19 protein-coding genes and 3 pseudogenes are annotated in these 24,091 nt (G+C 36.8%); 3 read left to right on the top strand and 19 right to left on the bottom strand.

Translation table 11 applies throughout. The features are described from left to right. Positions 1-580: 580 nt before the first annotated feature. The 8 genes and pseudogenes from ABH959_RS13790 to ABH959_RS13755 form a co-directional block, all read right to left on the bottom strand. Positions 581-1,327, bottom strand: a complete 747-nt coding sequence (locus ABH959_RS13790; protein WP_404492731.1) for a CPBP family intramembrane glutamic endopeptidase — start codon at positions 1,325-1,327, stop codon at positions 581-583. A gap of 313 nt (positions 1,328-1,640) precedes the next feature. Then, complete coding sequence (locus ABH959_RS13785; protein ID WP_000540371.1) at positions 1,641-1,751, bottom strand: YjcZ family sporulation protein; 111 nt, start codon at positions 1,749-1,751, stop codon at positions 1,641-1,643. 744 nt (positions 1,752-2,495) lie between these two features. Further along, a pseudogene (locus tag ABH959_RS13780) lies at positions 2,496-2,582 on the bottom strand (YjcZ family sporulation protein); the annotation flags it as partial. A 293-nt stretch (positions 2,583-2,875) separates the two neighbouring features. Next, positions 2,876-3,856: an alpha/beta hydrolase gene (locus ABH959_RS13775; protein ID WP_404492729.1), complete on the bottom strand. Its 981-nt coding sequence runs from the start codon at positions 3,854-3,856 to the stop codon at positions 2,876-2,878. 182 nt (positions 3,857-4,038) lie between these two features. Next, positions 4,039-5,406, bottom strand: coding sequence for a sensor histidine kinase (locus ABH959_RS13770; RefSeq protein ID WP_404492727.1), 1,368 nt, complete (start codon positions 5,404-5,406; stop codon positions 4,039-4,041). Continuing rightward, positions 5,403-6,077, bottom strand: a complete 675-nt coding sequence (locus tag ABH959_RS13765; RefSeq protein WP_001142154.1) for a response regulator transcription factor — start codon at positions 6,075-6,077, stop codon at positions 5,403-5,405. The genes ABH959_RS13770 and ABH959_RS13765 overlap by 4 nt, the downstream gene beginning before the upstream one ends. 386 nt (positions 6,078-6,463) lie before the next feature. Further along, positions 6,464-6,707: pseudogene (locus ABH959_RS13760) on the bottom strand (GNAT family N-acetyltransferase); the annotation flags it as partial. Between the two features lie 147 nt (positions 6,708-6,854). Continuing rightward, positions 6,855-7,742, bottom strand: a complete 888-nt coding sequence (locus tag ABH959_RS13755; RefSeq protein WP_404492725.1) for a LysR substrate-binding domain-containing protein — start codon at positions 7,740-7,742, stop codon at positions 6,855-6,857. 142 nt (positions 7,743-7,884) lie between these two features. Between ABH959_RS13755 and ABH959_RS13750 the strand changes: the two genes are divergently transcribed. Continuing rightward, positions 7,885-8,643, top strand: a complete 759-nt coding sequence (locus tag ABH959_RS13750; protein ID WP_404492723.1) for an NAD-dependent epimerase/dehydratase family protein — start codon at positions 7,885-7,887, stop codon at positions 8,641-8,643. Between the two features lie 324 nt (positions 8,644-8,967). Here the strand turns inward: ABH959_RS13750 and ABH959_RS13745 are convergent, their stop codons facing one another. From ABH959_RS13745 to ABH959_RS13720, 6 genes are all read right to left on the bottom strand, one after another. Beyond that, the gene (locus tag ABH959_RS13745) at positions 8,968-10,398 is read right to left on the bottom strand and encodes an IS4 family transposase (protein WP_113935984.1); all 1,431 of its coding nucleotides are present in this window, start codon (positions 10,396-10,398) and stop codon (positions 8,968-8,970) included. A 144-nt stretch (positions 10,399-10,542) separates the two neighbouring features. Further along, positions 10,543-11,631 carry a phosphotransferase enzyme family protein gene (locus tag ABH959_RS13740; RefSeq protein ID WP_181777890.1) on the bottom strand — a complete coding sequence of 363 codons (1,089 nt, stop codon included), beginning with the start codon at positions 11,629-11,631 and terminating at the stop codon, positions 10,543-10,545. A gap of 249 nt (positions 11,632-11,880) precedes the next feature. Further along, the gene (locus ABH959_RS13735; RefSeq protein ID WP_113935985.1) at positions 11,881-13,308 is read right to left on the bottom strand and encodes an IS4 family transposase; all 1,428 of its coding nucleotides are present in this window, start codon (positions 13,306-13,308) and stop codon (positions 11,881-11,883) included. A 129-nt stretch (positions 13,309-13,437) separates the two neighbouring features. Then, a complete protein-coding gene (locus ABH959_RS13730; RefSeq protein WP_088044762.1) occupies positions 13,438-14,427 on the bottom strand; it encodes an ABC transporter permease in 990 nt (329 codons plus the stop codon). A 1-nt stretch (position 14,428) separates the two neighbouring features. Beyond that, positions 14,429-15,298, bottom strand: a complete 870-nt coding sequence (locus ABH959_RS13725; RefSeq protein WP_063225630.1) for an ABC transporter permease subunit — start codon at positions 15,296-15,298, stop codon at positions 14,429-14,431. Positions 15,299-15,869: 571 nt separating this feature from the next. Beyond that, positions 15,870-16,280 carry an Lrp/AsnC family transcriptional regulator gene (locus ABH959_RS13720; protein ID WP_002087562.1) on the bottom strand — a complete coding sequence of 137 codons (411 nt, stop codon included), beginning with the start codon at positions 16,278-16,280 and terminating at the stop codon, positions 15,870-15,872. Between the two features lie 358 nt (positions 16,281-16,638). On the opposite strand from ABH959_RS13720, the gene ABH959_RS13715 reads away from it, so the two are divergent. Further along, entirely contained in the window at positions 16,639-17,400 is a 762-nt protein-coding gene (locus tag ABH959_RS13715; RefSeq protein ID WP_113935988.1) for an MBL fold metallo-hydrolase, read from the top strand. A 919-nt stretch (positions 17,401-18,319) separates the two neighbouring features. Here the strand turns inward: ABH959_RS13715 and ABH959_RS13710 are convergent. The 3 genes from ABH959_RS13710 to ABH959_RS13700 form a co-directional block, all read right to left on the bottom strand. Then, complete coding sequence (locus ABH959_RS13710; protein WP_113935989.1) at positions 18,320-19,258, bottom strand: alpha/beta hydrolase; 939 nt, start codon at positions 19,256-19,258, stop codon at positions 18,320-18,322. Between the two features lie 51 nt (positions 19,259-19,309). Further along, a complete protein-coding gene (locus tag ABH959_RS13705; RefSeq protein WP_088293829.1) occupies positions 19,310-20,383 on the bottom strand; it encodes an LLM class flavin-dependent oxidoreductase in 1,074 nt (357 codons plus the stop codon). A 100-nt stretch (positions 20,384-20,483) separates the two neighbouring features. Then, positions 20,484-21,743, bottom strand: a complete 1,260-nt coding sequence (locus tag ABH959_RS13700; RefSeq protein WP_113935990.1) for an MFS transporter — start codon at positions 21,741-21,743, stop codon at positions 20,484-20,486. Between the two features lie 276 nt (positions 21,744-22,019). On the opposite strand from ABH959_RS13700, the gene ABH959_RS13695 reads away from it, so the two are divergent. After that, the gene (locus ABH959_RS13695) at positions 22,020-22,601 is read left to right on the top strand and encodes a TetR/AcrR family transcriptional regulator (protein WP_201031510.1); all 582 of its coding nucleotides are present in this window, start codon (positions 22,020-22,022) and stop codon (positions 22,599-22,601) included. 353 nt (positions 22,602-22,954) lie between these two features. On the opposite strand, the gene ABH959_RS13690 is transcribed toward ABH959_RS13695, so the two are convergent. Continuing rightward, positions 22,955-23,113, bottom strand: a complete 159-nt coding sequence (locus tag ABH959_RS13690; protein ID WP_002137521.1) for a hypothetical protein — start codon at positions 23,111-23,113, stop codon at positions 22,955-22,957. Positions 23,114-23,700: 587 nt separating this feature from the next. Then, positions 23,701-23,979 (bottom strand): annotated as a pseudogene (locus ABH959_RS13685) (hypothetical protein); the annotation flags it as partial. Positions 23,980-24,091: the final 112 nt, after the last annotated feature.

Raw genomic sequence — 24,091 nt, 5'->3', positions numbered from 1 at the left:
TCAATTTAAATACGGCTCTAGTTACATATTTCGCAAGAAATCTATCCAGAATATAAATAAAATCACCATTTTACATGAAATAGTATCCACTTAGCGAATTCATTAGGCATAAAAATAAATGTAGATTCAATAAAAAGAGAGTACCCTCGCTATTGGTGCTCTCAATGTGAATTGGGGTTTATCCTGAGCATTGAATAGGACACGAAAAACTCGTCCTGTTACATAATATTATGCTTGTCCATATTATAATGTGCAATAAAAAAAGCACCCTCGCCCAGGCGCCAAGAGATACATATACGTTGAGGTAACTAACACGTTAGAAAAGGCCCTTCCATATCATTGTATGATTATCAATTATCTTTATACCTAGCAGACTCATTAAATACGTTTAATGTATCATTTCTATTAGTTTAACCATGCCTAATGTCATCCTTTCCTATGATTCTACAGAAAGAATAACGTATTTTTTCATTTTAGGGGAATAATTAATCTCTTAAGTTGATGAGCATGCAGCAAGCCCCTTTAAAGGTAATATTGCGGTACCAGGCTGCCCTCTATACTGAAAAGGTAATATCACAACTCAAACTGCTATATTTATTTCCTGTCGAATACACTCTTTTTTATTAGCACGTTTCCATAAATATATGGTGTAGAAGAATAAAATTGCAATAATAACATATGCGAAAAGCGACGAGGCTTGAACATTCCCCATAAAATTAAAGAAATTATTAAAAGTGTGGAAAGTAATGGTGATAATAATTGATTGCTTATTTACGATAAGTAAGGACAGAATAAGTCCAACTAAAAATGCATATATGATTTGTAAAATGGTATCTTCAATAGACTGCCCACCAATTAGTTGTAATAAATGGGTGAGACCAAACAAAAAACTCGAAATCAAAACTGATTTTTTTATCCCCTTTGAAAACAACATTTTGAGCATAAATCCACGAAAAAAGATTTCCTCAATAAATGCAACAACAAAAAATTGCATGATAAACATAAAAAATAAGTCAGATACCGATGTTGTGTTTAATCCTTTATTACCAAGTAGTATTACTAATAGAACAATCACTAATGGGGAATTTAATAAAATGGTATTCTTCATTGAATTATTTAACTTAATATCAAAGAAATAGAATTTCCACTTGTTCTTTATTGTTAAATATATTAAAATTCCCACTGCTAAAGGAACAAGTCCAATAAATTGTAATACTGGACTGGATGGCTTAGTAATAGTTTGATAGGCCCCGTTAAGCGTGTAAAAAATCATTAATAAAAATTCTAACCCAATAATTTTTAAAACAATATTCTGATTTACCTTCATCTAGAATCCTCCCCTATTTATCGATTTGAGCATTTTTCTTTTGGATTACTGCACTGTTACTATTTATAGATTAATAGTAACTTATTAATTCATCAAATAATTTACTGATATTTCAAAAAAATATAATATAAAACACTTTATTGTCCTCATGATAAGGTAAACAAATACCTCAAACGAGGAAATTGATCTCTTCAAATTGAAAATATATAAAATTCCTTTTTGGGGGTTTTATATATTTTTTTAGTTGATGGCGATGTGGTGAGACCCCATAAAGAAAAGACACCCATATAAGAGTGTCTTTTCCAATAGTTTTTTAGCAGAAGCAACTGCATCCGATAATGATTAATAAAATAAATAATACAACAAGTAAAGCAAATCCTCCAGCAAATCCGCAGCCTTCGCCGCAACTACCACCATATCCCATAATAATATTTCCTCCTTTAGATAAGAGGGTGAAACTAGGGTTCATTCCATGTATTTTAACGGGTTCACTTTACCTTATGTTTTTACGCCTGAATTGAGCACGTCCTAAAAAAAAGACGCCATAAGGCGTCCCCCACAATTGGGTAGATAAGGTTTAGTTTTCCAATTTAAAGAAATTATGTATCACACCTTGAGAGTATATCATAATATCTGTTAAATTTAATATTCTATGCATTATTACATAAAAAAAAGACACCCTAAGGTGCCGGTGCCTTCCTCCGACTTGAACCACTTTAATTTAATAATATGTATTGGACATTAAGTAAACACGTCCTATAAAACAGAATCATTTATTTTCAACAGATTGTTAGTGTACAAATACAAGAGAATCGAGATCGTTTGTTTGGCTAGATTAAAGCAACGCCACACCTATATGGTTGAGATGTGTTACGCCTTCTAATCGGAGAATCAGCTTTATAGAACGTGTCCACAATTTATATTTTACTACATGTAATATTTATTTTATGTAATTTTTACAAATATGTATAATTACATAAAATTCACGAGAAAAAGAGAGTATACTTTGATATTGTGTAATAAAGATAAGGCCCACCTACGGAAATAGGTGGGTTTTTTGTTGGACATTACTATCTCATTGCACAAAAGGGAATTTGCATTAAAATAATATCATATTCTTAGAGTTCTTATATTGAGAAAAAAGACACTCTTATGAGTGCCCCTTTTTTTAGTAACCGAATCCGCCGCCCCAACAACTACATCCTATAATGATTAACAGGATGAATAGAACGATCAGTAAAGCAAATCCGCCACCTAACTGTCTACGCTTAAAGACTAAAGTTACCTTTAGCCCTCCAAGACTCGCTACGAGCGAATGGCTAGTTCTTACTCGACGGGAATCCCACCCGTTATATGATACGACCTAGGCTTGGCCGCACACCTGCCTCGTTAGTTAATATGAAAATGAAACCCAATGTCTTTCAGGCGAAAGTATAATCTTCGTTTGGAAATATACAACTGTTTGGACATAAAAAAGACCATCGAAATGATGGTCTTGCAGACTGTAGACAAATGCATAAAATAACGGATGAACATTTCTCTGAACACTTACTTTACTTCTTTCATAAATAGTCTAACGTTTTCAGCGATTTCTTTGAATTTGGTATGGTGTAAATAATGTGATCCATCCATGGTTACTACTTTTCCATGTACCGAGTCTTTGATCTGCCCTTCATGCAGAGGTATCCATCCTGCTACATCTTCACTATTCGCTTGTACAAAGAGAAGAAGTGGAAGATATTTAGGGAAGATTAAACCTTGAGCCCCTTTAAAATTAGACGAAATATGGTCCATCTCATTCAAGGTTGTGTCATTATACATGTTTTTATTCGAAATCATTTTCATTTGCTCTACGGTTTTTTCATCAAATGCCAGTCCAGCATAGGGGTCAGCACTGATTTTCATAGCCAATCTTAAGAGGCCTGATTTTTTGAGATATGCAAACGTTTTTAATGGGAAATTGATATCTATACCCGGTTGTGTTGCAACACTGCTATCGATTCCGACAAATGCAGTCACCTCGTTTGGATATTTATTCACATAATCAATTCCATAAATGCCTGCAATGGAGTGGCCCATGAGCATGTATCTGTTAATATTAAGCTGCTGTAGAGCTTCATGAACTTCACTTACCATATTCTCCGTGGTTCGCTCTTTTACAGTTTCATCACTTAATCCATAACCGAAAGGCTCTACCACAACAACTTTATAAAATGGAGATAATTCATCGACAAGAAGCTTAAAATCAAGCCCTGGAGTAGCTGTTCCATAACCAGGCAGGAGCACGATCGTTTCCTCGCCCTCGCCTTGAATTAACACATTCATGTTTTTCCCGTCTACAGATACGTGCTGCCCGTAGGGCACTATTCGTTTTTGCTCCGAATGACTACTCATCACATTTACGATATAAACAATACCTAAAAAAAGTACAATGGCTAGAACGATTGCTCCTATGATTTTAAGTAAGATGTTTCGCACTTTCTTTATTTTCATTCCACTCAGCGTTTTCTTTTCCTCTTGTTGTGTCACTGTCATCTTCTCCTGTCCTGATCTGTTTGCCTTCCTTCATGTGCCTGTAATGAAAACTTAACCAATGAAGATGTACTCACCATGACGACAATATGAACTGAATATGAACTGCCAAAAAAAATGCTACGGCTCTATATGCAAGTAAGCTTGCATATGAGTCGTAGCATAGAGAATGAATCTAACTAATCTGTTGGTGTAGTGATTGGCAAGGTGACAATGAAGGTCGTTCCTTGACCAAGTTCACTTTTCACTCGGATGTCACCTTGATGAAGCGACACGATCTGTTTAACGATAGCGAGTCCCATACCACTTCCGTCATACTTACGACTGTGGGAACGATCGGCCTTAAAAAAACGCTCGAATATACGCTTCTGGTCGTCAAGGTGAATACCAATACCAGTGTCGGATATTCGGATTGTCACGTTTTTGATATCTTGTTTGATGCTTACGTTAATCACGCCGGCATCCTCGGAAAATTTGATGCTATTTCTGAGGATATTCGTCCATACCTGATTTAACAGGTCATGATCAGCCGTTACTTTAACTGTCTGTAAATCAAGCTCGAAATGTATATCGCGAGCAGACCATTGTGGCTGGAGCGCCACAATTATCCGTCGGATTTGTTCATCGAGGCTGAGCGTGACGAGCCGCAGTTGCTTTGACTGCGATTCAAGAAAACTCAGCTTTAGCAGGTTATCGCTCATTTTGGACATCCTTTTCGCTTCAGTGATGATAATATCAAGATAACGGCTTCGTTCGTATTCTGAAAGGTCAACTTGCTTAAGCACTAGAGCATAACCGGATATCGAAGTGAGCGGAGATTGAACCTCGTGCGACACGTTCGTTACGAATTCCCTGCGCATCTGCTCAAGTTGCTGCAGATCGTGCATCATTTCTTCGAAGCTGCGAGCCAAAGTACCCAGCTCACTCGTTTGCTTAATATTCAACTTGACGTTGAAATCTCCAGATGCTATCCGCCTGGTCGCTTTTGTCAGCTTTTTTATCGGTCTTACCAGGAATACAGAGGCAACTAGAATCAATAAGCTTCCTGCAATCAACGAACATGTTGCAAAGACCAATGCCCACTTTGTGACAAAAGAGGATGAAGGAGGGGCGAGCGCTTCCAAAAATATCGCTTTCGTTCCCATTTCCGTTTTCAACGGCAACCCTAAGAGGACCGTGGCAATACCATTAGGAGTGTCCTGAACAACACCTCCATCTAATACTTTCTTTAGTTGCTCCATCGTCACAGGCGCAGGTTTGTGTCCGTGAAGTTTACCGTAAGACTTGACCTGACCCGTTGCTTCGTAAATTCGAATATAATAAGAATCGAGCTGCTTCATTTCACTTACGAACAAGTCCGCTTCACGTAACGGAAAGGTCTTGTAAATCCGGACGATGTCTTGGCCAAAGTTACGTGAGTTGATTTGAGCGTTTTCGTTCAATTTATCTTCGAATATCCAAGTTGACACAAAAAAAGAAATGATCGTGCCCCCGATGATGGAGACTAAAAATGTCAGGACAACACGTATATATAAGGATCTGATCATTCATAAACCTCAAGCCGATACCCAAGCCCGCGCACCGTTTCGATCCGAAAATCGGGTGTTGTCGCGAACCGCTCACGCAACCGTTTAATATGTACGTCTACCGTTCGATCATCTCCGGCGTAATCGATACCCCAAATCTGATCGATCAACTGCACGCGCGTATAGACTTGTCCGGGTGTTCCAGCGAGCTTATACAGCAATTCGAACTCCTTTAGCGGCAACGTAAGCGACTCCGTCCCTTTCATGACCTTATAGGTCTGTCGATCAAGGATGACGTTCCCTAAATGGATCGTCTGCGTGGAGCCAATCTTGTATCGTTTGAGTAGTGCCCTAACACGAACCGTCAACTCTAACGGATCGAATGGTTTGGTTAAATAATCGTCCGTCCCAAGTTCGAAACCTTTCACTTTCTCCCATGTTTCTCCTCTCGCAGTCAGCATAAGTAAAGGTAGATCAGGATTGGCTCTTCGGAGCTCCTTGCTTAACGTCCAACCATCCATAATCGGCATCATAATGTCAAGTACGACAAGATCGACATTCGTTGAGATGTAGACGGCCAGTGCTTCCTTGCCGTCCGCTGCTTCAGCTGTTGCGAATCCGTCGTTGCGTAGAAATAAACAGACGAGTTCGCGAATGTTCGCATCGTCGTCAGCAACTAGTATAGTAGGCATCGGTTCCCTCTTTTCCCTGTTTTCCACCGCATTATTTCAAGCAATTATTATACTATAAATTAACACGTATGTTGATTAACCAAAGTAATACAGTTTCTTGATTTATCGACCTGTAGAATTCAAGTGTTTCTTTCAAACTAATTTGCTACTCAATTGACAAGGCTTCACAAAGAAACAGGCGTGTGAAACCTGCAAATGACAAGCGTTTATTTTTTCTTTTGGCCTTGTGCACGAAGAAATTTCAACAAAGCATAGGCAATTATAGCTGTGAATAACTGATTGAACAACGCATTGGATGTTGTGCCAAACAATACGGGAACGTTCAAATTCAGCTAAATCCAGCGGAAAAATGATTCAATTGCCCAGCGCGATTTGTACATGGCGGCGATTCCTTCGGACAGATAGATTGATAGAACGCATATTCCCCAAACTACTCCAGTAATTACACCATCTGAAATAACACGTCCCATACCCACTAATTATTTTTCATCAAATGTGTATGGCGTATCAACTTTGATTGCACATTCGTTCCAAATCATTACTTGTTAATTTAAGTGAATTCCATCATAAAGATTCATATAGGTTTAGTAATTAGTCAAAGTTATTAGGGTATTCTGTCGTATAATTTATATATTACCATATAATTACCTCTTGATTTTTTTATATTATAGTTCTACATCAACACATAATATATAACTTTTTCTCATTGCTTATTGAACTAATCTGCTCCATTCAAGAAGAACCATATCAGTTTAAATAACTCAGATTTTGGCAAAATTAAATTGATTCAAATGATACCCACCTTTTAGTAATCTCAGAAAATTTCTTAGTCGCGAGTGAGGTTGGTTTTCTTATAGCTAATCCAATAGTTCGATAGCTATCACTTTCAAGTGGAATTGCTGCAAAAGAAATTTTTGATGTCGGTATAATCATTTCTGGCAATATACTAATTCCTAGATTATTCTCCACCATGGAGATCACTGAGTATTCATTCATATTTTCGAATCGAATATTGGGGCTAACTTTATTCTCCCTAAATATTTTTTGAATATCATCATAACACTGATATGTTGGCATAATAAAAGGTACATTTTCTATTTGTTGCATTGATACTTGGTTTTCCTTACATAATGGGGATTGGTTAGATACAACACATAAAAGTCGATCCCTCTTCAATTGTACGATTTCAAAGGATTTTTCAAATGATCCAAAGTAAGTATCATTATTAATAAATCCACAATCTAATCTCCCGTTTTGTAACCAATTCTCAACCTCAGCATAATTTCCTTCCAGTAATTCGATTTCAATATTTGGAAACTTTTCCTCCATTTTTTTAAGAATACCAGGAATCCAGTTTTTGGAAATACTCGAAAAAACCCCCACTCTTACTGTTCCTTTTTGGAACCCATTGATAGCGGCTACTTCCTGCTTCAGCATGTTGTTATAGTATAAAATTTTCCGAACGGTAATTAAAAGCTCCTCTGCATTTTTGGTCAATGTTAAAGTAGAGTGATTACGAATAAATAAAGGAAAGGAAAACTCTTTTTCCAAACTGCTAATTGCATGACTTACAGCAGATTGGGTGAAACCTAACACTTCTGCAGCTTTTGTAAAACTATTGAGTTCTGCCACTTTGTTAAATATTTCATATTTTATTAAAGTCACTATGGTCCTCCTCATGAATTTTATTCATGTCTCCATTATATTTCTTCGTTTTATTTAATGCCATTACCAACATACAATAAGTGCATGCTCGATTATATGACCCTTGACAAGGGATGTATTTTTTATGGAAGGATGAAGTGAAATGCAAAAAATTTTAGTTACAGGTGCTGCAGGTAAGATTGGCCAAGATGTTACAAGATTCCTAGATAAGCAAGGGAATTACCAGTTACGGCTAGCAGATATTAACTTATCTGCTTTAGAAACTTTTAAAGATACAAATCATGAAATCGTATATTTAGATGTTTCTGATTTAGCTGCTTGTCAAGAATTTACGAAAGGTATAGATATAGTTATACACTTGGCAGGTAATCCTTCGCCAAATGCTGATTTTTATGGCTCCTTATTAGAAAATCATATAAAGGGAACCTATAATATTTTTAGAGCTGCTAGTGATAATAATGTATCCAAAGTGATAGTTGCTTCCAGTGCTCAAACAATTGAAGGCTATCCTTTGGATTATCAACCACATGCTTATTCACCCACGAGACCCAAAAATATGTACGGGGTAAGTAAGTATTTTGCAGAGGCTGTTGCTTCTTATTTTGCTTATGAAGAAGGGTTACAAAGTCTTGCTATTCGTATAGGTGCATATGATGATTATAATCCATATGGTAAACCACTAACAGCTAGAGATATGAGTGCATACTTAAGCCCAGAAGATTTTATGGACCTTCTCTTAAAGTCGATGACGGCAAAGAACTTACCTCCATTTTCAATTTTACATGGTGTATCTAACAACAGGTTTAAACGAATTGATATTGAAGGAACAAGAAAGTTAGTTGGTTATAGCCCAAGTTCTGATGCTTTTGTACTAAGTGGTATTAAGTTTTTTGATTCTTGATAAAGGCATATCTAGAAAAGAGATTATATTATTGTTATTTAGCTTTTATTTGTTCTATTTTCAATAGCTACAGTTTCTATAATCATAAATATTCCAATTTTCCCAGATAGAGCACACTATTCTTCTGTCTCATTTGTGGAACAACTCTATTGTCACCACTAGTTCCACAGATGTTCTTTTCCTTTTCAACATAATGGGGTAGCACCACATGCCCATCAAGCTAACCAAGTAAATTACTAGATACGAAATGATTCTTGTTTCAAAACTAGCAAGTGATAAAAAAGTAGGCATGCTAAAGAAGCCTATTAAAATGCGATTTTTTCGCTAGGCAGCTTGTCTATGCTTCACCGTCGTTTTATACACAATCCCTAGAATATCAAAGACGGTCATCTTCTTATACCTATGACATTTACGACCGTTTTTTTTGAGCAGCTGATAAAGGCGATGCAGAATTTTTAAAAGTTCTTCTGTGCCAACGGCTATCGCTTGAAACAGTAAAGGAAAGTAATCTTTAATCATATAAATCGCTTTGTATTCACTCAGCTCCTGCTTTTTCTTTTCAAGCAGAAACTGTCGCATTTGAAACATTGTAGAAGAACAGAGGAGAATGCCCATGAGTTGTCCATATAAATGGCACTCTAGGCGTTCCCTTTTAATATTTTTACATTCATCAATTTCAAAGAATGACTTCCACGTTTTAAACAAAATTTCAATCTGCCAACGAAGTGAATATAATGAATGCACGTAGTTCGTCGGTACTTCTTCTAGCGACGTGTTCGTGATATATACATTCATGCCCATTAAACGTTTACTTTTATCCTTCATGACAATGCCTTTCTTCTTTTCACGTATCGCTTGGTTTTTCAGGCGTGTTTGCGTTTGATCATCGGTTAAACGATGGATAATAACACGTACTGGAAGTTTCTGGTTTTGGCCAATGTATACCTCGGGGATTTCTATCGTTTCATCAGGGATTAGACCAGACATCATTTGTGTCATATCAAGTTGGATGTATTCTGTCTGCTTTTTTAACGTACCATTGTTGAAGTATTCTGGTTCAGGGTTCTTGATATAAATGCGTGTATTTAACTTCAACCTCGAGATATAATAAGCATTTTTATCATGAATGGTTTGTAAGTCTCCTAAATCGAAGTAACCAAGATCACGTAAACACAAATCGCCCGCTTCTACGGTTTCAAGGCAGATAGTACCGTATGTTTTATCATTATTCTTTCCTGGTCCAAGCTGCACGTTAAGAAATTGACCACTAAGTAAATCATATTCCAATTGGATTTTCACGCCTGCGGTATTACTACTCCCACCTGAACCTTGATAGTCAGTGGCGAAATGGTCAGGCAGTTGAAACACTGTTGCATCTAAAATACGGATACGATTGAAAGTAGAGATCACGTGTGCAGAAAGTGAGTGATTTGAACAGAGTTTTTGTGTGAGAAGAGAAGTAAAGACTTCTCGAAGAAATGCGACAGCTGCTGGATTAAAGCGTTGATTCAGTCCTTCTGAGCTCATAAGTACCCCAGTGGAAACTTCTAACTGACTGCACAATTGTGTAAGTGATGTGCTAGCAATTTCTTGGCTGATCCATACGCAAAGGGCAATGAGTTCGTTGGCTTGATACTTGCTAGATCGCTGTACAAAGCCAACTTGTTTGGCGATATCTTGTAGGAATACTGGAGATAAAAAGTATTGTAGCTCTTGTGCGAAAAGATTCAGTTCATTTGAAATGATAGGATTCATCAAAAACGCTATCCTTTCTGTATATTTCTACAAAAAGAATAGCGTTTTTTTCGTTTTATGGATACAATTTTTTAGCTTGATGGCGATGTGGTGCTACCCCATACCCATCAACTTAAGAAATTATTAAAGGTTGCTACAAAAAGACTATATATTTCGCTCCTCATACTCAAAGGGTTCTTTGCACGAGTAAATTTTATGAAAAAATCCCATATACGGAATATCGTCTTCCAAGCATTTTATGCGATATGACAACTCTTCATCGCATTCCGGTTCTTCACCATTGTTCCGCATACAGTCGAATTCCTCTATAATAGATTCCATGAGGTTTACCTTGATAAATAAGGGTAACTTTTCTAACATCGCATTTTCAATTTTGGTCTCAGATTTGTATCCTGCGAGGACTACTTCAAAATAATTATCCATAAACTTTTTACGTTTATCCGCATCTGGTTCAAATTGTATCCAACCCATTCCGTTTGTCCAGAGACTTGCAAGGTCAAACATATACCAACAGTAACATGAATTATCGAAATCATATACGGTTATTTGCCCCGTATCAAAATCTATCGAATAATTCCCATCGTTGTAATCAAAATGGACCATACCGAAAGACTCACGGTTCCTGTCCAATCCTTCTAAGGTTTTAAGGAGCTGTATCATCTTCTCCTTAAGTAGCGATAACGAGTCAGGTATAAGTTTATCGACATATTCGGCATTATACTTTTCAGAAAAACTATTCCGGTGGTGGACAGGAGTATACCCCTTTGATATTTGGTGCAGTTTTCCTAGGGATTTACCACAATTATAATAATACTCGGAGATCAGAACTCCTTCCCGGTACCTATAATTATTTTCCACAAGCATTTTTCCTTTTGCCTTTTTAAATAGACAGATAAAAAAGGTATGATTATTATAGATAATCTCTTCCAGCAGTTTCCCCTTCTTAGAGCTGATTACATCCGATACACTTCCTCCATGCTTGAATAAATACCTGATGTACTCAACTTCTCCCAGAAAATCTTCTCGGCTTCTGTCATTTAAAAAGGAGATTCTAAGTATCTTGGCATCAGTGCCCTCTTTCTCACAGGTATAAACGACATTACGCCCTCCGGTATGTGCCTTAACCGGCTTGACTTCATAGCCTTGCAACCCGTACAAGTTTGATACTAATGGAAGTAAATATGCATCACCGATTCTAATAACCTCGTTATGGGTCATAATACCTACACTCATAAATCGACGTCCCCCGCTTCCTTATTTTTCCTTGCATTATTATCATATTGTGAATAGGGAAATTTCACAATTATTTTATTTGCTTTGGGGAACGATGAATTTCCTAAGTTGATGGGTATGGGGTCGCACCACATCGCTATCAAGCTAAGCTTATGCAAAGTCAATTTGTTTCTTTTTTCTAAGGGGTAAGTGTAGGTGATTGAAAGATTTGCATACGAAATAAACCCTAATGGGTTTCACTTTTTTGAATTAAGCGGCTTGATTATCAGACATGGAATTGTAAACGACACCTAATATATCAAAGACCGTTTTTTTCTCATATCGATGAGATTTCCGCCCGTTTTGCTGTAGGAGATTGAACAGACGAAGTAACACCTTTGATAGCTCTTGGGTGTTTTTTTGTATAGTTTGGAATAGAAGAAGAAAATAGTCTTTAATCATATATATGGCTTTATACTCACTAAGCTCTCGTTTTTTCTTCATGAGGAGCAATTGGCGCATTTGAAACATGATAGAAGAACAGAGTAGAATGGCAATCAACTGACCATATAAATGGCACTCCAATCGTTCTGGTTTTATCTTTTTACAATGATGAATTTGAAAGAATGACTTCCACGTTTTAAATAAAATTTCGATTTGCCAACGCAAAGAATACCAGTCATGTACCTGTCCCATCGGGACAATATCTGTAGGGGTGTTTGTCATATATACATTGATACCACTGAGTCGTTTACTACGAGAAGAATACTTCATTCCTTTCTTTTTTTCTCTTACAGCTTGATCTTGTAATCGTTTTTGTTGCTGTTGTTTTGTTAATCGATGAACAATTACACGAGCTGGCACTTTATCAATCATTCCTACATAAGCATCAGCTATTTCACATGTTTGTCCTGGTTGAAGAGAGTTCAGTAACATCTCCATATCTAACTGTATATACTCTGTACCTTTCTTAATTCTTCCATCTTGAAAATAATCAGGGTTAGGATTTTTTTGATACATACGTGTATTCGACTTGATACGAGAGATATAGTAGGCCTCTTTATCTTGTATATATTGAAGGTCTTTTAAATGAAAATAACCTAAATCTCGGATAAATAAATCATTTGCCGTCACAGTTGGGGCACACAGAGAGCCGTAAGTACGATCATGTTGTTTACCTGGACCTGTATGAATATGTAGGAACTGTCCGCTTAACAAATCATACTCAAGTTGAATTTTTATCCCAGCAGTATGGCTACATCCTCCTGCACCTGGATAAACCGATGAAAATACATCCGGGAGTTGAAATGCAGTTGAATCTAAAATACGAATACGCTTGAAAACAGAAGTGTATGGAGAAGAAATCGGCATAGATGCGGCCAATTTTTTGCTTAGTAGTTCGGCTAGTAGCTGTTGTAAGAGTAGGACGGCCGACTTATTAAACCGTTGATTTAGTCCCTCAGGACTGATGAGTACTTCTGTTGATGCTTCTAAACAGCTAGATAACTGAGTTAAAGAAGTCATAGCTACATTTTGGCTCACCCATACACATAAAGCTACTAAATCTTTTGCTTGGTACTTACTGGTTCGTTGTACAAAACCAACATCTCTAGCAAGATCCCGTAAGGCATATGGAGATAAAAAACTTTGAATCTCTTGAGCAAATAGTTGTAATTCGTCAGACACAGAAACAGACATAAAATACGCCATCCTTTCCTATGATTCTACAGAAAGAATAACGTATTTTTTCATTTTAGGGGGCATTTCTTTTTATAAACTTGGTAGCGATATGATGATACCCCTTGTAAGTGAGAATTAAAGCTGTGTTTATGCTTGATGTTTGAATGTAAACAATTCATTTTCAGGTACCTGCAAAACACTCTTATTAGTATTTTTAACAGAGATACTGGCAGCTCTGTTTCTTTCTAAAGAATCTTGAATACTATCAGTTATTTTATTCGCAGCTAGAACAGTCAAACTAAAGAAGATTATCGGAACCATTGGAATCCAAGTATCAGCAGATAGAGAAGGATAGTACATCCCAATTAAACCAGTCCACTCATGTGTTACAGAATCAGCCTCATCACCATAAAGAACTGTTCCACCAAAAAACAAAGTTAGTAAGCCTAAATGAAGCAACAATGTTAGTGTTTGTACGAATTGTTGCATAAGCATTATTATAAACGTTGGAACCAGGTGAGGAAGAATGTGCTTAACAACAATGTATAATTTTCCGCCACCGAGGATCTTTGCAGCTTCAACAAACTCTTCAGTTTGCAATTTCCTTACTTCATTTGCAGCATATAATGATAGAGTGGGAACACTTAAAAGAACAATCACAGCCAATTGGAATAGAAGTCTTTGGTAAAATGGAGCCGGTATCGTCCCATTTGCATAAATAAGTACTTCTGATAATATGAAATAACAAATCATAACCATTGGTACAATTGTAAAACTATCAAAAAATGCTTCAATTTTTTTAAACCCTCTTTTAACATATGCACCAAGTAAAAAACCGATTATAACGCCTAACACCATGCGTAATATGGCTACTACGATTGCAAACCCAATAGTCCATTTTGCCCCTTCAATTATCAGATTGAGTAAGTCGTACCCCGCTCTGTCGGTACCAAATAAAAACTGCATTGAAGGTGGAAATGGAGGCACTTCAGGATAACCAGTTTTATCATATTGAAGGATTACTTTATGTATATTTCCGTCATTAAAAACAGTATTTCCTATACTTAGGACCATTAATATTGTTAAAAATAAACCACCTAACCAGAACCGTTTATCACGTTTTAAATAATTCCACATATTATATTTTCTCCTTCATCGCAGTAGGTACCAACCAATGGAAACATTTAAAAAATAAGAATATAGGTAAGTAAATTAATATTAATCCAACCGTGAATACCTCAACACTTTGGTATTCTTTAATAAAAACAAAGAATCCGAGAGTATTGAAAATCGATTCTATTATGTATAAGTTAGAGAGCATAAACCATATATTAGCTTTTACAAAGAACAAAGTACTTAATAGAACGTTTCTTAGTACATGGTGGTTTAAAATATGAAGACGATCCATCCCCTTTGAAGCAGCGAACAACACATAATCCTTTCTCAACTCATCCTCAAATCTTAGAAGTAAGAACTTAACAAACATGATAACGGTAGGTATACAAAAACAGATAATCGGTAAGAGTCGCACCTTCTGGTCTCCAATTCCTGCTACTTGTGCTGCCATAACACCAGTTTTCTGGAATATCCATACCACCAACAATTGGGAACCAACAATAAACAATATGTCAGGTAAAGATTGAAGAAATAACATGAATTCTTTAATCCTATTCTGCCATTTTTCGTTAACCCTTAAGATTACGTGTACTAGTATAAATGACACTATTAATGAAACAATCAGTGAAATTGAGAGTATAACCATCGTCTCTTTATAGTGAAAAAATATTTGTGGGAACAAATCCTTTTTAATCTTCATACCATACTGCATAGATGAAGCATGTAGTATTATCTTCTCGCAAATTTTATAAATACTACTAAAATACCCTGGAATATCTATTGAAAGCCCTTTGAATAGAATTGGTAGAGAGCCAACCGCTAGTATACCGACAAACGACAACAATAGATGAATAATTAGCTCCCAGCCTGATAGAATGATTTTCTTCGACACAGAACCACATCCTTCTTACTTAATTTTCCACTATTAATAATAGATTTAATTTTCAGAAATGTAAACCCTTATATCGGTATAGGTAAACTTTCAACGGGGCATTTACAAAAATATGGAGCTCTATTATAGAATTGGCTAAAATCTAACATCATTTAGAGCATCGTTATTTTAAAGTCCTTGATAGTTTTGTATTTCCTAGGATAAGGGAAGTCCGTGAAAAAACGGATGATCTTTAGCCTATTCTATTACCGTTGAGGAGTTTGAAAAGGCCGTAATGGAACTTCTTACAGGGGTACCGTCACATTGCTATCAGGCAAAAAAAATACAACTACCCACAATAAGATTTTGTGCTAACTTGTAACCAAAAAGCTCATTTTTTCGTTTTGGGGTAATTCTGAATTCTTAAGTTGATGGGCATGGGGTCGCACCATCAAAACGTGAATTTCGTACGCTAAGCAAAATTTCATAAGAAAAAGAAACTGTTTTGATTAGTTTATTTAAAACTTTTTTCAAAATCGTTTCTTTTTATTAGTTATCTATTTTGAATTAAACGAACATTTTTAGTGCTGTATTATTTCTTGATTACAATGGATAATTTATAGTTTGCATACTTGTTTAAATCCATTAAAAATTGATCTAATGATTCATTAGATGGAAATCTGCATTCAAGAAGATAACAACCTTCCCCACTAATTTTATAGTTATTTATGATGTGTTTCTCATATGTTTTAATAAATGAAAGATACGGTTGATGATGTGTATCTTTTATATAGATATTAATAAAAGCATACATAAAGCAACCTAATTTAACTTGATTTACTTTAATGCTATAACCTTCAATTACCCCATTATCCTCTAATTTAGCAACTCTAGATGCGGCGGCTTGTCCTGTCAAATGAACTTTCTCTCCTAATTCTTTCATAGTGATACGACTATTTCCAGATAATTCCTCTAATATTCGCATGTCTGTATGATCCAGCATAAAATCAAATCCTTTCAAAAAAGTGTAAAAATCTTTATGTAAATGAAGTGCTTTTTAATAAGTTTGTTAATGCTAAAAATTGTGCTGATGACAAATTTTTTTGAAATAGCTCAGCACATTTACTTAAAAAAGAATAAAGTGACTCTTTTTCTCCACACATTATTTTAAATGAATCTCTATATTTCTTCAATTGAAATGTGGTTTAGCTTAATTAATACTCATGAACACAAAAACATGTTGGGTCTTTCAAAATTCAAGTCAAACTACAAAAACACTTGATTTTATCTATGTAAATATATATTGCAAGTGTTATAGAATATACGTAAGTTACTAAACAAAAATAAAAGGAAGTGTAAATATGAAGATCACACAAATTAGGAATGCAACGATCGTTGTAGAATATGCAGGAAAAAAGTTTTTAATAGATCCAATGTTAGCTGAGAAAGGTACTTACTCACCTTTTCCAAATTCACCAAGACAAGATCAAAATAATCCTTTAGTTAGCTTACCAGTATCCGTTGAAAATATTATTAATAATATAGATGCTGTCATTTTGACTCATTTGCATTTAGATCACTTTGATGAGGCAGCTCAAAGAATATTGCCAAAAGATATAAAAATGTTTATACAAAATGAAGAGGATGCTACAGAAGTTAGAAACGCCGGTTTTCAAAATGTGGAGGCTTTACAAGAGGATACAGTCTTTGAGAATATCCAATTAATCAAAACAAAAGGCGAACACGGAAGAGGAGAAATTTTAAAACTTACTGGTTTAGTGTGTGGCTTTGTCTTCAAGCACTCAACTGAGCAATCATTGTATGTAGCTGGGGATACAGTATGGTACGACGCTGTCCAAGAAGTGATTGATACACATAAACCAGAAATCATTGTAGTAAATGCTGGAGATAACCAATTCTTTGAAGGTGGTTCTCTTGTCATGGGGAAAGATGATGTTTATGAAGTGTATAAGGCTGCTCCCAACGCAAAAATTATTGCTGTTCATATGGAAGCTATAAACCATTGGGCATTGTCTAGAGAAGAATTAAAGAGCTTTATTCATGAAAAAGGAATCACGTCTAATGTGTTAATACCAGACGATGGTGAATCTTACACGTTTTAGGTAAAGAAACACACAGCAATCTTAGCTAAACATGAGATCCGTAAAGGGTCTCATTAATTATTTTAAAAGCCGATTATTCTGAAGTGCACCCCGATTGTTAGACACAGTCTAACAATCGGAGGTGCACTTCAACGGTACTCTAAGAGAATAATTGGCTTTTTACTGTTAAGTTGTTTGTAGTGATCGTAGGAAGTCTAATGATGCAATTTCTTTTATACTAAATCGGTATTTTCCTAGAATATTAATGTGTTCCCATTCTAATGGAGGAATATATTTCAATAATTCTTCATTAAGATGGGAATTAAATAACTCAACTTTCGCACCTATAAAATAAGCGGGAAGATTTAGCTATATTGAATTTAGAGTCTATCAATTGTGTACTGTACAACTTGAGTAAAATGAAAAACACCTCGATCCTTGGTATAGTGAGATTACCTAGAAATCACTACCACAGAAGAGGTGCCTTAACTACAATAGCTCAAAATAACCAATGTCATCAACTACCAAAAGAACTTAATTCTATTTTTTCCGAGCTTGAAATGAAGATCCAGCTAAGGATGCAGTCTATCGCTTCTTATAAACGGTGCCAATGTTCAATTGGCGCCCTTTCCTGCTGCTGTTTAGTATGAATGCGATTAAAAAAGTAACTCGACTTACGAAAAAAACGCTCCAAAGTGTTGATTGTGCTTATCATCGTAACTGCAGTAAAAAGTTGAATTGCTAGCACACTATTTTGAAATCTTGGTTAACTATTCCAACTTTGAAGTATTTCCTGTTTTTAATCAATGAGTAAGGGGCAAAATTCAAAGTATATGGTGGCACTATTTGTACTTTGTCCTGTAATCTTTGCTCATCGAATAAACCTAGAGCTATCACTCATGCCTTCAGTTGAACACCCCGATGACTGAACTAAGATAAGTTATGGATGAAGCGCCCGTGCCATCGCATCAAAATAATTCTGACTGGCACGCTGACTCACTTCGGCTTCAGGCACAAGTACTTCAAAGCAATGGAAGCAGCCGGGGTAGAGATGAAATTCAACATCTACTCCTGCTTGTGCAAGTCGTGTTACATATTCAATAGTTTCATCTCGAAATAAATCGAGTTGACCTACACATGTATAAGTTGGCGGTAGCCCTGCTAAGTTTTCTGCTCTCGAAGGTACGGCATAGGGAGATAGTTCGTTGGAATCTTTCTCCTTGCCCAAGTACATACTCCAAGCCGTCAAATTGTTTGATCTATTCCATGTTGCGTGGTCTTCTGTAATCTCATAGCTTGATGGTGTTATGTTGTGGCTATCAAGCATCGGATACAGCGGCATCTGGAATATAATAGATGGACCTCCTTTATCCCGAGCCATTAACGCAAGCGCTGCTGTTAGTCCACCGCCTCCACTTGCACCGGCGATCGCAACTCGATTCACATCAATGCCCAGCGAGTCTGCCTCATTTGTCATCCAAACCAAGCCTGCATAACAATCTTCAATAGCCGCTGGATAAGGATGTTCGGGCGCAAGTCGATAATCGACAGACACAACAACGCATTCAGCAGTCTGAACAAAGCGTTCACACAAAACATCGTCCATATCAGGGTGGCCTATTACGTATCCACCACCGTGAATCCACAGCATAGCTGGAAGTTTATCAAGATTTTTCTCAACGGGTTCGTAAATTTTAACTAACATCTCGCCGGCTGCGCCAGGAATCATTCGCTTGGTCATGTTTACAAGCTCTGATTTTTCCAAATGTGGATTCGACAAGAGACTTCGACTCGCCTCTAAATCCTCCTCTAATTGAAAGCCTGGAAATTGTGAGAAAGCCTGTTTTAATTCTGGTAATACTCGACTGTCAATTTTCATATAAATTCCTCCAGTTAAATAATGAAACCTGATGTAATCCTTATGGAATAATTAACGGAATAGATGTGTCTCCTGTTCTCCTTCAGCTTCCCATTTGGCAATTTCCTCTCTTACACGAGGAGCAACTTCTGTTCCAAGCAATTCTATGGCACGCATGACTTGATCATGTGGCATGGTACTTAATGGTACATACATCATAAAGCGTGTAATCCCTACATGCTTACGAAGATGAATGATTTTTTCGGCGACTGTATCTGGATCACCAACATACAACGCCCCTTCAAAACTTCGTGCAGCATCAAAGCTGGAACGATCATAATAAGGCCATCCCCGCTCTTTACCAAGTTTATTCATGCCTGCCTGAGTGGAAGGGAAAAATGTATCTGCTGCCGATTCCGTATTCTCTCCAACAAATCCAATTGAATGAGATCCCACCTGAAGCTTTGATACATCATGACCAGCGTGAGCCGCTGCTTTCTTATATAGCTGTACAATTCGTGCAAAGTGCATTGGGCTACCACCAATAATCGCCAGCATAAGTGGTAATCCCAGAAAACCAGCACGGATAGCAGATTCCTGATTCCCACCACTACCAACCCATATCGGTAAAGGATTTTGAACAGGTCTTGGATACACACCTAAATTATTGATTGCTGGTCTATGTCCGCCTTCCCAAGTCACTTTTTCGGACTGACGTATTTTGAGCAGTAGGTCCAAATGTTCTTCAAACAGTTCTTCATAGTCTTTCAAGTTATAGCCAAACAATGGAAAAGATTCGATAAAGGAACCACGACCCGCCATAATCTCTGCGCGTCCATTTGAAATGCCATCCAGTGTAGAAAAATCCTGAAAAACGCGCACAGGATCAGCTGAAGAAAGCACAGTTACTGCACTCGCGAGCCGTATCTTTTTCGTTTGTGGTGCCGCGGCTGATAGAACCATCGCTGGAGAGGATGCTGCATAATCCTTCCTATGGTGCTCACCAACACCAAACACATCAAGTCCTACTTGATCAGCAAGAACGATTTCTTCAACAACTTCACGTAATCGCTGTGCGTGACTTATCACTTCACCACTATGTACATCTGGTTTCGTTTCTACAAAAGACGTAATACCTATTTCCATTTGTTATCTCTCCTAGTCCAATTAGATTTTAAGTCAAAAAAATTAAACATTTCCTTTATGGTAGTAACGTGTTTCTCATATTGGCTAACACACGTTTATTTCATGAAATCTTAACTCGTCTGGTCATAGCCCAAAAAAGAAGAGCGAAAGCACTGACAGAGGCTCCAAGTAAGGAAACCCCTCCCCAGCCAAAGTGTGCGTATATTTGAGTCGAAGCAATTGAACCACCAGCACTGCCGATAGAATAAAACACCATATATCCAGCAGTAAGTCGACTCCGTGCTTCTGTATGCAATGGAAGGATCATGGTTTGATTCGTGACATGTATTGCCTGTACGGCCAAATCAAGTAGAACTATCCCTATCACTAATGCGATTAATGACTGCTCTATATAACTGATGAACAACCATGAAATCAATAATAGAGCTAAAGCAATACCTGTCGTTCGTTGTCCGTAACCTTGATCGGCCAATTTCCCTGCCCGTGCCGCAGCTAAGGCTCCAGCCACACCTACAAGACCGAATGCGCCAATTGCACTATGAGATAGAGCAATTGGAGGTGTACTAAGTGGCAGTACTAGTGAAGTCCACAAAATGCTGAAATCAGCAAAAATCAGCATGGCTAGAATGGAGCGAACGCGTAACGTTCGTTCTTGAATAAACAAAGCAAGCACCGATCTAATCAACTGAGGGTAAGATAGCGATTTTACCTCGCGCTCAACATTGGGCAACATCTTTATAAACATAAAAACCATCAAAAGCATGAGCGCAGCAGAAAATAGATATACAGAACGCCATCCCGCAACATCTGTTAATATACCAGCAAAAGTACGTGCAAGAAGTATGCCAATAACAATCCCACTTGTTACAATGCCAACGACACGTCCTCTTTCTGTAGGGGAAGCGATGGTCGCTGCAAACGCCACGAGAGTCTGTGTCACAACTGCAAGCAGACCCACCAAAGCCATACCTGCGAAAAGTACCATGCTGGAGGAAGCAGTACCAACTATAACCAGAGCTGTTGTAGATAATAGCATCTGACCGACAATTAGACGTCGCTGGTTTAGCAAATCTCCAAGCGGTACGAGTAGCAGTAAGCCCACTCCATAAAAAATTTGTGTAACGGTAATAACAATACCAATAATGGAATGGTTAATACTAAACTCATTAGATAGTTGATCAAGCAACGGCTGTGCAAAGTAAATATTGGCAACAGACATTCCACAGGCAGTCGCAAACAATAATGCCAAAGCGTGAGACATGGATGGCTGTTGATTCAAATTAGGTTTTGTTATGGAAGATTTATGACTTATCTTAGTGTAGAGTGGATCATCTTCTATATTTGTCTCTGTTTTAAACATACCTTAACCTCCAATCACATTAGATTTTTGATCATAACGTACCGTTCAGTACAATATGATTACTGGTAAATATAACTTAGCCTTATTCATGATGTCAACGATTTTTTTGCACTAAAGTTAATATTGCATTAAATGAATGGAGGTTGATTTGACAGGAAGAATGGCTAATTATATAATAATTACATACTGTTTGGTAATAAAAACAACAATTGTAATTACCTACACACCTATCCTAAAACAATTAATAAAATCAAAGTTTGAGGAGGAGAATTCTTAATGGCAAGAACTCGTGAATTTGATGAGGATCAAGTTTTAGATGCAGCAATGCAGTTATTTTGGGAGAAGGGATATGAGGCTACCTCATTAAGTGATCTTACTTCTAGAATGGGCATTCAACGCCCTAGTATTTATTCGACTTTTGGAGATAAGAAAGAATTGTTTGAAGCCGCACTTCGCAGGTATACAATGTCTCGGGCCTCTGATATACGAAATAGGCTTCAAAGTCACTCCTCTGTAAAAGAGGCATTTTCTATTTTCATTGCCGATGTCGTCAATGAAGAATACGCAGGGGATCTTAGTAAAGGTTGTTTTTGTATCAATACAATGGTTGAACTAGCACCTCATGATGAGAGATTTGAAATTTTGACCAGAGAACATCAAATGTACCTCGCCGTCATTTTTCAGGAGACGATCGAACGAGGAATCCAATCAGGTGAGCTGGAAGCCAACACAGATGCAAAGTCTTTGGCACAGGCACTGATTGTATCGTTAATCGGTCTAACGGTTATGATGAAATCTCGCCCCCAACGTTCCTTTGTCGACAATGTAATAGCAGCGACGCTCACATTACTTAAGTGACATAATTGTATTTAACAGTACGAAAACCATACCTTTATAGGGGTAACGTCAAATCTCCATCAAGCTACAATTTTATAGTACCCCCAGAACGAAATTTTGTGCTAACTTGTAACAAAAATGCTCATTTTTTCATTTCGGGGTAATTCTGAATTTTTAAGTTGATGGGTATGGGGGAGCACCACATGCCCATCAACTCAAAATCTCATACCACCTCCAGAACGAAAATTTTATGCATGTTGCTCGTATTTATTGTTGGGGGATAAATCGTTCTTTAAGCTTGATGGCGATTTGGTGCTATCCCTAAAACATCTGGACTGTAATAGCCAATTAAAAAAATGCAAACAAAAAGACCTTTAATCAGTCGTTTTGTTTGCATTTCCTTTTTCTAAAACCACAGAAAAGATAAGTACTATAGTTAACACCATAATAAACCCTACTTCACTTCCATCACTTACAAAAAATGAATACAAAGTATAAATTAAAATTAATATTCCATAAATAACTTTGTGCAATGAACTCCCCTCTTTTTGCCGTATATATTTTAGTGTAAAAATTTAATGCAAGCCCTATATTAAAATGAAAATAAAAAGCACCTGTGATATACACAAAGTGCTGTTCTCTTGTCAATTTATCTATTTTCTTTTTATAACTCAAATTTCTTCGAATCGTACTTTTCTAGGGTTTGTTACAATTCATTTTGTTCATATGGAATATGTTTATCTGTCTGTACATCTTCAACATTTTCTCCACCTGTTAATAATCTCCTGTACTTAAAAGAGTGCCCTGTTAATACTGTTGTAATCATTTTGTATTGCCCTCCTTTTGTTTGATTACTTGTATCATAAAACAAGTATCTGAAGTTGATATGTAGTCTATCTAGAGTGTATGTAAATTTAGAAAACCTCTAATAAAATGTTTATGTCGTAACGTTACCACCAAAACTAGTGCTTCAAACACCATGATTTGAAGAGACAGTAACCCATATTCTAACCTCAATTCCTCCTACAGTTCTATATTGAGTAAAACCAGTTGATCCCTATAATATAAAAAGAGCACCACTTTTTGGATGCTCTTCGTTATAACTATATATTATTTAATTTCCTTCTTTTGTTGGTACCATTTTTCCTTCTTGAGAGTCTGTGCCCTCTGTTCTTTCAACAGTTTTTGCATGTTCTTTAAAAGTTGCTGGCACTGCATCTTTAGGTACATCAAAGTTTTGTGAGAAAGACGTTGTTCCATCTGCACTCCGTGTAATTACTTGATTTGAACTATCTTCATTTGATTTTAAATTGTCCATTTTCGCATCATCTGCACCTACTGCACCCCCCGCTACCAATCCTGTACTTAAAAGTGCTCCTGCTAATAATGTTTTAATCATTTTTCATTACCTCCTTGTTTTGTTTGGAACTACATTTAGCATAAGACAAGAATCTATAGTTGATATGGACTGTATCTGGAGATTATGTAAAGAAAAATAGATGATCAGTTGT

Source organism: Bacillus sp. RC51 (genome assembly GCF_044908115.1).
Taxonomy (GTDB): Bacteria; Bacillota; Bacilli; order Bacillales; family Bacillaceae_G; genus Bacillus_A; species Bacillus_A mycoides.
The sequence above is the reverse complement of the archived record's forward strand: the minus strand, read 5'-3'. Positions and strand labels throughout refer to the sequence as shown.

What these genes read in the sequence shown, in the direction of transcription:
- ABH959_RS13720 (WP_002087562.1), bottom strand. Translation starts at nt 16,280, where the DNA reads ATGCTGGATCATACAGACATGCGAATATTAGAGGAATTATCTGGAAAT.
- ABH959_RS13785 (WP_000540371.1), bottom strand. Translation starts at nt 1,751, where the DNA reads ATGGGATATGGTGGTAGTTGCGGCGAAGGCTGCGGATTTGCTGGAGGA.
- ABH959_RS13730 (WP_088044762.1), bottom strand. Translation starts at nt 14,427, where the DNA reads ATGTGGAATTATTTAAAACGTGATAAACGGTTCTGGTTAGGTGGTTTA.
- ABH959_RS13715 (WP_113935988.1), top strand. Translation starts at nt 16,639, where the DNA reads ATGAAGATCACACAAATTAGGAATGCAACGATCGTTGTAGAATATGCA.
- ABH959_RS13770 (WP_404492727.1), bottom strand. Translation starts at nt 5,406, where the DNA reads ATGATCAGATCCTTATATATACGTGTTGTCCTGACATTTTTAGTCTCC.
- ABH959_RS13735 (WP_113935985.1), bottom strand. Translation starts at nt 13,308, where the DNA reads ATGTCTGTTTCTGTGTCTGACGAATTACAACTATTTGCTCAAGAGATT.
- ABH959_RS13705 (WP_088293829.1), bottom strand. Translation starts at nt 20,383, where the DNA reads ATGGAAATAGGTATTACGTCTTTTGTAGAAACGAAACCAGATGTACAT.
- ABH959_RS13710 (WP_113935989.1), bottom strand. Translation starts at nt 19,258, where the DNA reads ATGAAAATTGACAGTCGAGTATTACCAGAATTAAAACAGGCTTTCTCA.
- ABH959_RS13695 (WP_201031510.1), top strand. Translation starts at nt 22,020, where the DNA reads ATGGCAAGAACTCGTGAATTTGATGAGGATCAAGTTTTAGATGCAGCA.
- ABH959_RS13750 (WP_404492723.1), top strand. Translation starts at nt 7,885, where the DNA reads ATGCAAAAAATTTTAGTTACAGGTGCTGCAGGTAAGATTGGCCAAGAT.
- ABH959_RS13745 (WP_113935984.1), bottom strand. Translation starts at nt 10,398, where the DNA reads ATGAATCCTATCATTTCAAATGAACTGAATCTTTTCGCACAAGAGCTA.
- ABH959_RS13740 (WP_181777890.1), bottom strand. Translation starts at nt 11,631, where the DNA reads ATGAGTGTAGGTATTATGACCCATAACGAGGTTATTAGAATCGGTGAT.
- ABH959_RS13700 (WP_113935990.1), bottom strand. Translation starts at nt 21,743, where the DNA reads ATGTTTAAAACAGAGACAAATATAGAAGATGATCCACTCTACACTAAG.
- ABH959_RS13790 (WP_404492731.1), bottom strand. Translation starts at nt 1,327, where the DNA reads ATGAAGGTAAATCAGAATATTGTTTTAAAAATTATTGGGTTAGAATTT.
- ABH959_RS13765 (WP_001142154.1), bottom strand. Translation starts at nt 6,077, where the DNA reads ATGCCTACTATACTAGTTGCTGACGACGATGCGAACATTCGCGAACTC.